Here is a 9572-nt window from a genome sequence, read left to right as displayed (position 1 = left end):
ACCGTGCCTTCGGGCTGAACCGAAACCGGTAACAGAAGTAGGTGGATGAGTGCCCGTAAACCGAACCGCCCTTGGCGAGGGGTTAAACCGTTGGAACCCTCGCCTTTCAAGGCGGGGAGGAGGTCAGGTGATGACTGCAGGTCAGTTCAGGACGTATATGAAGAACGCGCATCCTCAGATTGCCGAAAAGTGCAAAGGGAGAAAGAGTTAGTCGGTGAGTTGTATGGGTGAGAGAAAAATCTACAATCCCCTAACTGGAAAGTGGTATGTTGTGAGAGAATCTGAACGTGGGGAGCGTAAGGTCGTAGGCCTGTGGAACGTGCAGAGAAAACGGAAAAAGAAAAAGTCAATCTGGAGTTTGATCCGCTAAAGCTCCAAAATCCCGAGCTCTTCTTTCAGCTTATCGACCATGTAATAATAAATCCTCACAGCGTTCTTCACGTTCCAGCGGTAGTTTCTCCCACCAACGTTCTTCGGCGCTCTACCCTGAAGGAACTCAATGAGGTGCATGGCATCGGCCGGCGGGTTTGGAACCGTACTCATAACATTGTCGTTCATGAAGTTCTGGAAGAATTTCCTGAAAAGCGATAGATCCTTATGCCTCCCCGGATGGTTCAGCATCGTCCTCTTGTAAGTATTGTCCTTCCTCATCCTATACCCTGAGGCCTTGAACTTCACGAGGTCCTCAACAAGTTCCACAGGAAAGGCAGCGATATAACCCCTCTTCGTCTGATGCTTCCTGCGCGGCAACATCACCCGTTCCATGTCATAGACGGCTATCTTCTCCCGCCACTCCTCTGGAAGGCCAAAGGCTTTGAAAGTGTCATCAATCACCCTAGGATCAAACTGGTTCATCAGCGCTCTAACCTCATCAGCACGAAGGCCAGTGAAGGCAAGAAGCTTGAGGTAAAGCTTCCGCGCATGGACAATCTCTGGCTTTGAACCCTTTACGTCCTTGATGATTTCCCTGATGTCCTCAGCACTGATAACCTTGGCCGATTCAGGTCTGGCCTTGGTTCTTATGTTTGGGATCACAGCCTTGAAGTCAATGGCCTCGCTCTTCCTAATTCTTCCAGTCGCGACTAGGAAGTTGATGTAGCTCCTGATGGCGAGGTAAGCCTTCCTGTTAGGAGAACCGGATGAGGTTGGGGGGATTGACTCGACGATCCTCCTAAGCTCCTCGGGAGTGTTTGCCTTTTTCCCCCAGAGATATTTGTTGAGTCTGCTGATGTAATCTCTGGCCAAAGAAGGAGACTCCCTCTGTATCCATTTGGCGTATTCTTCGCGGTCACGACCGTAATGGATCTTGGCTGTGGAATCAATCAAAGCCTCTGTAAAAACATCTTGGGTTCCTGGCTCGCTTTTTGGCATTGCGTCGGTGGGAGGCCTTCTTTCGCCAAAATCCACCATCTCGAGTCCCGCGCCTTCCCAGGCTAGGCTACCCCGGCGCTCCAGTCAAATGACGAAAACCCGCAGGAGTTTATAAATTTTTAGGCCGAACGTTTAACCGCTTGATCACTCGGGAAACGAGCTTTTAATGCCTTTCCCTGAGCCCTAAAATCCGGCTGATGCTGAGTTCCGCTCGAAAGTGCGGCGTTTAATCGAACCGGCTTTGGCCGTGCTTAAATGCTCACGAGGGGAAGGGTTGCAAAGGTTTAAATTAAGGGCCGCCCTAATAGTGGATGAAGGGAGGTGACAGCATGGTTGGGATTCAGGTAAAGGAAGTCATGACAGACAGGTTCCGGAAAATAGGCGTGGACAGGCCGCTTTCTGAGGCGATAGGAATTTTTGAAAAGGAGGACCCTGACCTGATTCTGGTCTTCGATGAAAACGAGTACAGGGGAGTTCTCACGCAGGATCTCATAATAAGATCCCACCTCAAATGGGATCCCACGAAGGCGAAGGTGAGGGACGTATACAAGCCCGCCCCCGTTATAAAGCCCGAGGAGGATCTCAACAAGGCGGCGAAACTCATGCTCGAAGTTGACCTCAGGTCCCTTCCCGTGGGGAGCTCGAAAGGGGAGATAACGGGTGTTATAAGCGATATAGCCCTACTCAAGAGGGTAGCCGAGGGCGACTTTGGAAGGGAGAGGGTAGAGGCCTACATGACGAAGGACGTTATAACGATGAAGCCGGAGGAGACGGTGGCGAAAGCCCTCGCGACCATGCGCGACAACGCCATCTCCAGGATCCCCGTTGTAAACGATGAGGGGAAGCTTGAAGGCCTCGTAACCCTCCACGACCTCATAATCCGCTTCATAAAGCCGCGCTTCAAGGCCCAGTATGGGGAGGTTGCCGGCGAGAAGGTGCCACCCTTCAGTATGCCCCTCAGGGACGTGATGATAAGGGGGGTCATAACGATCTCCCCCGAGTCAAGCGTTAGAGCTGCCGTCGGGCTCATGGAAGAGAACGACATAGATGGCCTCGTCGTTACGGACTCTGAGGAGAGGGTTGTTGGGGTCCTCACAGTTAAAGACCTCCTGCTCCCGGTATCGAGGATGATAGAAAAGGAGGCGAGGTTCTACCTCCAGCTCGGCGGCGATGCCCAGATATTGAGCGACTTCACGAGGGAGAGGATCATAAAGGACATAAGGCGGTTTATAGACGGCTACGAAGACCTGCTCGGCCAGGAGGGCATGATCTACCTCCACATCAGGCGGTTCAGGGAGAAGTTCCGCGGTGTCCACCTCTACCAGGCCAGGATGAGGATAGTAACAGACAGGGGCGTCTTTGTCGCCACAGGGGAGACGTGGGGGGCCATTCAGGCGGTGCACGATGCCCTCAGGGCAATTGAAAGGCAGCTCCTCCAGAAGGCAGAGCTTGAGAAGGACGTTAGGTACGCTAAGAGGTTCCTTGAGAAGCTCGAATTCTGACTCATCTTCCATTTTTCGGTTTTAAACTTGGGGTTTAAGAAATACTTTTCTGCTTCTCTTCTCTAAAAGCACAAGGTGGTCGCATGATCTCTAGGACATACAAAGTTGAGTTACCCTACGGTTGGGAATCAATATCCTGGATTCTTGCCAAGCCTGAGAAGACCTTGCCATTCTTCCCCTACTTCAAGGAGTTCAAGGGAGAGAAGGTACGCTTTGAGGTGCCGAGATTCATCTTTAAATTTGGTTATGAGTTCACCCTTGACTACGGGGTACAAGGGAATAAGGCGGTTTATACATTTAGAGGTGACAGGGGCATACTGACGATAACCTTTGAGATGAAGGGGAGAAACCTCCTCGTAACGGCGAGCTGGTCAGGTTTTGGGGAGATACTCATGGGAAAACCGCTTGAAACCTTTACAAGGGGCATAGGGGAGGCCATAAGGGAGTTCTGCTCAGCAGCAAAGTGCCCAGTGCACATGCAGGAGAGGGTAGAGAATTTAACCCCTGAACTTTTAGTATCTATGATAAAAAAGACCGTACTGGAGGTTGGAAGGAGCTTTCTACTCGAGGGCTACTCTAAAGATGGCTCATATTTCTCAATAAAGGTTTCCAACGGTATTTTACAGGAGCTGAAGATTAGAGAAGATGAGAGTGAGTCGATAGTGGAGACCGAAGTACCCATCACCGCTCTGGAAAAAGAACTTCTCAATGGGATCCCCACCGGTAGATCTTTCCGGATAAGAGTCTCTAGGGATTAACCTATTCGATTGCCCTGTGATCACGGAAAGCTTTTAATCCGCGGCGTTTTAACCACTCTGGGTGATAGACATGAAGCAGAGGAAAGGACTGCTTGTAATCCTCGACGGCCTCGGCGACAGGCCTATCAAGGAGTTCGACGGGAAGACGCCGCTCGAGTACGCGGAAACTCCAAACATGGATAAGCTGGCCAAGACGGGGATCCTCGGCCAGCAGGACCCGATAAAGCCGGGTCAGCCCGCTGGCAGTGACACCGCTCACCTCAGCATATTCGGCTACGACCCCTACAAGGTCTACCGCGGGAGGGGTTTCCTTGAGGCCCTCGGGGTTGGGCTCGACCTCGACGAGGACGACTTAGCTTTCCGCGTTAACTTCGCCACAATCGAGAACGGGATAATAACTGACAGGCGCGCCGGAAGGATAAGCACGGAGGAAGCACATGAGCTCGCGAGGGCCATCCAGGATAACGTTAAACTACCGGTTGACTTCATCTTCGTTGGAGCGACCGGCCACAGGGCTGTCTTAGTTCTCAAGGGCATGGCTAAAGGCTACCGCGTTGGGGAGAACGACCCGCATGAAGCCGGCAAGCCTCCGCACAGGTTCACCTGGGGGGACGAGGAGAGCAGAAAGGTTGCAGAACTCCTTGAGGATTTCGTTAAAAAGGCCCGCGAAGTCCTTGAGAAGCACCCGGTGAACGAAAAACGCAGGAAAGTCGGAAAGCCGGTTGCGAACTACCTCCTCATCCGCGGTGCCGGAACTTACCCGAACATACCGATGAAGTTCACGGAGCAGTGGAAGGTTAAGGCTGGAGCAGTCATAGCGGTCTCCCTCGTCAAGGGCGTAGCGAGGGCGATAGGCCTTGACGTGTACACCCCTGAAGGAGCGACCGGGGAGTACGACACAGACGAAATGGCAAAGGCCAAGAAGACCGTCGAGCTTCTCGGGGACTACGACTTCGTCTTCCTGCACTTCAAGCCGACTGATGCAGCTGGCCACGACAACAATCCGAAGCTCAAGGCCGAGATGATTGAGAAGGCCGACAGAATGATAGGTTACATCATCGAGCACATCGACCTCGAGGACGTTGTGATAGCGATAACGGGCGACCACTCAACGCCCTGTGAAGTTATGAACCACAGCGGTGACCCGGTTCCGCTTCTCATAGCTGGCGGCGGCGTCAGAGCAGATCAGACGGAGGCCTTCGGCGAGCGCGAGTGCATGAGGGGAGGCCTCGGAAGGATAAGGGGCCACGATATAGTGCCGGTAATGATGGATCTAATGAACAGGAGCGAGAAGTTTGGGGCTTGAGCTGTCCCATTTTCCTTTCCACCATTCTGTCGTTGTGCCTGAGGTTTTTACAGGACAAAACTAACGCCTGATCCGTAAACCAGTATTCTTAGGCAGGTACATGGTTTGCTGTGGCCTGCTGTCCTTTTGAAATATGCTACCGAAAACTTTATAAACTCTGCATGCATATGTAATATTGAAGTTACATATGGAGAGGTGAAGACACATGAGGAAAAAGTTGGTAGGGTTTGGATTGCTGGTGCTGGGCCTCTTTGGTCTGGTGCTCGGAGGGGCCGCTGCCTACATGGGCACCCCCGGCCCCAACCCGGCTGTAGAAGAAACCGCCCAGAAGGGCTACGCGGACTACTACGCGCCGCTCAGCGACGACGAGGTCAGCGGCCTGCTTTACATGGTAGAGGAGGAGAAGCTCGCGAGGGACGTCTACTTGACGCTGTACAACGAGACTGGCCTTGAAGTTTTCGAGAAGATTGCACAAAGCGAGCAGAGGCACATGAATGCGGTACTTGGCCTTATCGAGAAGTACAACCTGACTGCACCGGACACCCTTAACGAGGTCGGGGTCTTTGAGAACCCGGAGCTTCAGTCCCTCTACGACCAGCTGGTCGAGCAGGGAAGCGGGAGCACCGTTGATGCGCTCAAAGTTGGGGCACTCATAGAGGAGACCGACATCAAGGACCTTGAAGACTGGATCGCCAAGACGGACAACGAGGACATCAAGGCGGTTTACAGCAACCTCATGAAGGGAAGCGAGAACCACCTAAGGGCCTTCGTGAGGAACCTCGAGGCTCAGGAAGTCAACTACACCGCCCAAGTTCTTCCTCAAGATCAGGTTGACGAGATACTCAGCGGCGAGAACTGCCACAGCGGACACGGAAGGAGGATGGCTGGAGAGAAGCACGGACACGGGAAAGGCATGGAGCACATGAGGGGTATGAAAGGCAAGGGCGGAGCACAGAAAGCTCAGAAAGGTGCACGGATGGGCCCAGCTGACGGTAGCGGACCCCTCCGCGATGGGAGTTGCGGGATGAACATTGGGGGCTGATGTCCCCCCATTATTTTCATCAATTCCGGAGGGTTGAGCATGGAGTCCGATGTTAAGATAATGCATCTTGTTGAGTACGGGGAACTTCCCGCTGAGGAGGTACCTATTGAGGAGGTAGCGGAGGACGCCTACAGGATGCTCGGCAGGATTACCGTTGAGGAGTATGAGACTCCACGGGGGAGGTTCCTCAAGTTACTCGATGAGTACGGCAACTACATCGGAAAGGTTCTCGGCTGTCCGCTGGAGAGGGTCTCCCTCGGAAGCGCCTATCAGACTGCCTTCGGCCTCAAGGTGACGTTGATCTGCGGCACTGAGGTGGTTGGATGGATATACCTGGAGGGATGAACATGCCGGGAGGGTTCGGAGGACCCGCTATGAGAGGTCCGTTCCTTGGGAGAAGGGGCTTTGGCTGGTGGTGGCTCGGTCCCCTTGCGTTCATCTTCATATTCGCGAGGATTGCCCCGCTGGCACTGCCGGTGATCGTGCTGGCGCTCCTGCTCTACGCCGTAGTTAGGAGGTGAAAAAGATGACACTCTGCATAGGAAAGTGCCCGCCGGAGGTGAGAGTGTGAAAGCGTCTGCTCTACTCAGGGGAGTTGTGGACTCCCTGTTGCTCGTAGTCTTCATAGTACTCGGAATAACCGGAATCGGACTTTACCTTGCCCCAAGCGGAAGGATAGCCAAGTCGATAGGGTGGACTTTCCTTGGACTTGACAAGGATACACTAACCGCGATCCATACGTACCTCGGGTTCGTCATGATTGGCCTGGTAGCGCTGCACCTCATAATAGGCTTCAAGAGCATGGTCACAATGCTGCGCATGGGTTTCAAGAAATCGAGGATCAAGGGAGTTGCAACATTGATAATACCTTTCCTGCTGATTGGAGCGGGGTACCAGGTCTTTGCGTACTACACTGGGGAAGGTAACTCTGAAATCGGCACCACTGACGACTATTACACCGTGGAGAACAGCACGGCCGTCTACATAACGGGCACGATGATGAAGTACTACACAGTCCAAGAGCTGGCGGACAACTACGGTGTTTCCGTTGATGCCCTGATTGAAGAGCTATCCAAGAGGGGAATAAAAGCCTCTCCCGACGAGAAGCTCGCCGAGATAGAATACGAGTACGGCCTTGATAGGGAGGAGTTCAAGGCCATGCTGGAGGAGATCATAACTTCCCTAAAGGGTGATGGAGGATGAAAAGGCTAAGCGCTTTGATAGTTATGGCCCTTGCCCTTGGGGCCGTTGTTGTGGGAGGATGCATAACCGGTACGGAGACGGGAACTACCGAGACCGGGACACCGTCCCAGGGACCGCCTGAGGACAGGGGATATGGCCAGGGAGTGGCCTCACCGATGGATACGCTTGATGTCTCCACTCTGCCCGCGGAAAACTTAAGTCCAGACGAAATAGATGGTATACTATACATGCGTGAGGAGGAGAAGCTCGCGGGGGACGTTTACCTCACCCTCTACAACGCCACGGGGCTGAGGGTATTCGAAAACATAGCGAGGAGCGAGCAGACTCACATGGACGCTGTATTGAACCTCATCGAGAAGTACAACCTTACTGACCCGGCGGAGGATAAAGGAATAGGAGAATTCACAAACCCTGAGATACAGGCTCTTTACGATCAGCTCGTTTCCAGAGGCGAGACGAGTAACATTGAAGCCCTCAAGGTTGGCGCCCTGATCGAGGAGGTTGACATAAAAGACCTTGAGGAGTGGCTCTCAAAGACTGACAACGAGGACATAAAGCTCGTATTCGAGAGTCTGATGGCCGGCAGCGAGAACCACCTGAGAGCATTTACGAGGGTGCTGGTTAACAGCTACGGTGTCGAGTACTCGCCTCAGGTCCTGAGTGAGGGGGAGTATCGCTCCATCGCCGGGGGCTAACGGAAAGCTTTTATCTCCTTCACCTTTCTATTGTAGAGTCTTGCTCAGGTTGCGTCAGCGTGATAGTCATGGTACAGAGCATCGAAGAGCTTGTAAGAATCGGTGAGGCCCTTGGGAATCCGGTCAGAGTTAGGATACTTAAGATGCTCTGCGAAAAGGAGTGGTACGTCTACGAGCTTGCCAAAGAACTCGGGATTTCGAGGCAGTTGCTCTACCTTCACCTGAAAAAGCTCGAAAAGGCGGGACTCGTTGAGAGCGAGCTTCGCCTCGAACCCGGAGACCCAAGGGCCAAGAAATACTACAGGGCAAAGCAGTTTCGGATAATCATTGACAACGGGATGATAATGAGGTTGGAGGGATGAAAGGTGCCTTGGGGAGGTGAACACATGTCATCGCCCAGCGGGTGGATAAGCATAATCCTTGGATTGATAATTTTGGTTGTCCTCGTGTTTGCATTCTACCAAGTGAATAGAGCCCTTAACGACTTTAGAGTTGAGGTCGAGAAGCTTAAAAGCGGCCTTGAAGAAACGCGGAAGAATACAGAGGAAATAAGAAAGAAGCTTGAGGAGGTTTAGCTATTAGATTGGGCCGGTATGAAAGTTTCCTCAGCTTTTCTTTATTCATTAACACTCAAAGCCCCCGTGGATCGACAGGAGGTTCGCTGGGTTTCCCCGCACCCAACTATGGGGGAGGATGACATGAAGGTTACTTTTTGTTTTTAGCTTGGCCCTGAAATCACCCTCGGATAAGCTTAATTAAGGTTGGTCCGAAATCGCATTAGGTGATGTTATGCACGTTCCGATTTTTGAAGACCTCAAGAGGATAGGCGGGGACAAGGTTACCGCGGTAGGCATGGGCACGTGGGGGATAGGCGGAAAGGAGAACCCGGACTACTCCCGCGAAGGGGAGAGCGTTGAGGCCCTCAGACACGGCCTCAACCTCGGGATGAACCTCATTGATACCGCCGAGTTCTACGGCGCCGGCCACAGCGAAGAGCTCGTTGGTGAGGCCATAAAGGGGTTCGAGCGCGAGGAGCTCTTCATTATCAGCAAGGTCTGGCCGACCCACTTCGGTTACGAGAGCGCAAAGAAGGCGGCGAGGGCGAGTGCGAGGAGGCTCGGCACGTACATAGACCTCTACCTCCTTCACTGGCCAGTCGAGGACTTCAGGAGAATAGAGGAGACGCTCCACGCCCTCGAGGAGCTCGTTGACGAGGGACTTGTAAGGTACATAGGGGTCAGCAACTTCGACCTTGGGCTCCTTAAGAGAAGCCAGGAGGCGATGCGGAAGTACGAGATAGTCGCCAACGAGGTCAAGTACTCGCTCCGCGATAGGTGGCCGGAATCCAGCGGACTGCTCGACTACATGAAGCGGGAGAGGATAGCTTTGATAGCCTACACCCCGCTCGAAAAGGGAGCCCTCGCCAGAGACGAGTGCCTGTCCGGGATAGGGCGGGGGTACGGGAAAACAGCCGCCCAGGTTGCCCTCAACTACCTGATCTGGGAGGACAACGTGGTAGCGATTCCAAAGGCAAGCAGAAAGGAGCACGTTGACGAGAACTTCGGGGCGATGGGCTGGAGGCTTTCAAAGGAGGACAGGGAGAAGGCGGTGGAATGCGTTAGTTAACCTCTCAGTTTACCTATCCATTGTTTGCAAACGGTTCCTTTTGCGAAGACCTTATATCCTCTCCCCCGA

The 9572-nt window shown here is 53.2% G+C and carries 12 protein-coding genes; 11 read left to right on the top strand and 1 reads right to left on the bottom strand.

The genetic code is table 11. The annotated features are described in order from the left end of the window. Nucleotides 1-366: 366 nt before the first annotated feature. Nucleotides 367-1410 (bottom strand): integrase, encoded by a 1044-nt coding sequence (locus MVB78_RS00475; RefSeq protein ID WP_297486619.1) that lies wholly within the window; start codon nt 1408-1410, stop codon nt 367-369. Nucleotides 1411-1700: 290 nt separating this feature from the next. Between MVB78_RS00475 and MVB78_RS00470 the strand changes: the two genes are divergently transcribed. From MVB78_RS00470 to MVB78_RS00420, 11 genes are all read left to right on the top strand, one after another. Next, complete coding sequence (locus MVB78_RS00470) at nt 1701-2873, top strand: CBS domain-containing protein (protein WP_297486632.1); 1173 nt, start codon at nt 1701-1703, stop codon at nt 2871-2873. Between the two features lie 83 nt (nt 2874-2956). After that, entirely contained in the window at nt 2957-3631 is a 675-nt protein-coding gene (locus tag MVB78_RS00465) for a hypothetical protein (protein ID WP_297486618.1), read from the top strand. A 70-nt stretch (nt 3632-3701) separates the two neighbouring features. After that, the gene (locus MVB78_RS00460; RefSeq protein WP_297486631.1) at nt 3702-4937 is read left to right on the top strand and encodes a 2,3-bisphosphoglycerate-independent phosphoglycerate mutase; all 1236 of its coding nucleotides are present in this window, start codon (nt 3702-3704) and stop codon (nt 4935-4937) included. A 205-nt stretch (nt 4938-5142) separates the two neighbouring features. Then, on the top strand, nt 5143-5979 hold the full coding sequence (locus tag MVB78_RS00455; RefSeq protein WP_297486617.1) for a DUF2202 domain-containing protein: 837 nt from the start codon (nt 5143-5145) through the stop codon (nt 5977-5979). 39 nt (nt 5980-6018) lie between these two features. After that, on the top strand, nt 6019-6324 hold the full coding sequence (locus MVB78_RS00450) for a hypothetical protein (RefSeq protein ID WP_297486616.1): 306 nt from the start codon (nt 6019-6021) through the stop codon (nt 6322-6324). A 29-nt stretch (nt 6325-6353) separates the two neighbouring features. After that, nucleotides 6354-6500: a hypothetical protein gene (locus tag MVB78_RS00445; protein WP_297486615.1), complete on the top strand. Its 147-nt coding sequence runs from the start codon at nt 6354-6356 to the stop codon at nt 6498-6500. A gap of 46 nt (nt 6501-6546) precedes the next feature. Further along, nucleotides 6547-7182 carry a DUF4405 domain-containing protein gene (locus MVB78_RS00440; RefSeq protein ID WP_297486614.1) on the top strand — a complete coding sequence of 212 codons (636 nt, stop codon included), beginning with the start codon at nt 6547-6549 and terminating at the stop codon, nt 7180-7182. Continuing rightward, nucleotides 7179-7877, top strand: a complete 699-nt coding sequence (locus tag MVB78_RS00435; protein ID WP_297486613.1) for a DUF2202 domain-containing protein — start codon at nt 7179-7181, stop codon at nt 7875-7877. The genes MVB78_RS00440 and MVB78_RS00435 overlap by 4 nt, the downstream gene beginning before the upstream one ends. A gap of 68 nt (nt 7878-7945) precedes the next feature. Beyond that, nucleotides 7946-8239 (top strand): winged helix-turn-helix domain-containing protein, encoded by a 294-nt coding sequence (locus MVB78_RS00430; protein ID WP_297486629.1) that lies wholly within the window; start codon nt 7946-7948, stop codon nt 8237-8239. A 24-nt stretch (nt 8240-8263) separates the two neighbouring features. Beyond that, nucleotides 8264-8452, top strand: a complete 189-nt coding sequence (locus tag MVB78_RS00425; protein ID WP_297486612.1) for a hypothetical protein — start codon at nt 8264-8266, stop codon at nt 8450-8452. A gap of 214 nt (nt 8453-8666) precedes the next feature. Then, nucleotides 8667-9503 (top strand): aldo/keto reductase, encoded by an 837-nt coding sequence (locus tag MVB78_RS00420; RefSeq protein ID WP_297486611.1) that lies wholly within the window; start codon nt 8667-8669, stop codon nt 9501-9503. Nucleotides 9504-9572 lie beyond the last annotated feature (69 nt).

Origin of the sequence: Thermococcus sp. (assembly GCF_026991495.1) — an archaeon.
Classification (GTDB): Archaea; Methanobacteriota_B; Thermococci; order Thermococcales; family Thermococcaceae; genus Thermococcus.
Note: the sequence above shows the minus strand (reverse complement) of the source record. Positions and strands in the feature narration are given on the sequence as shown.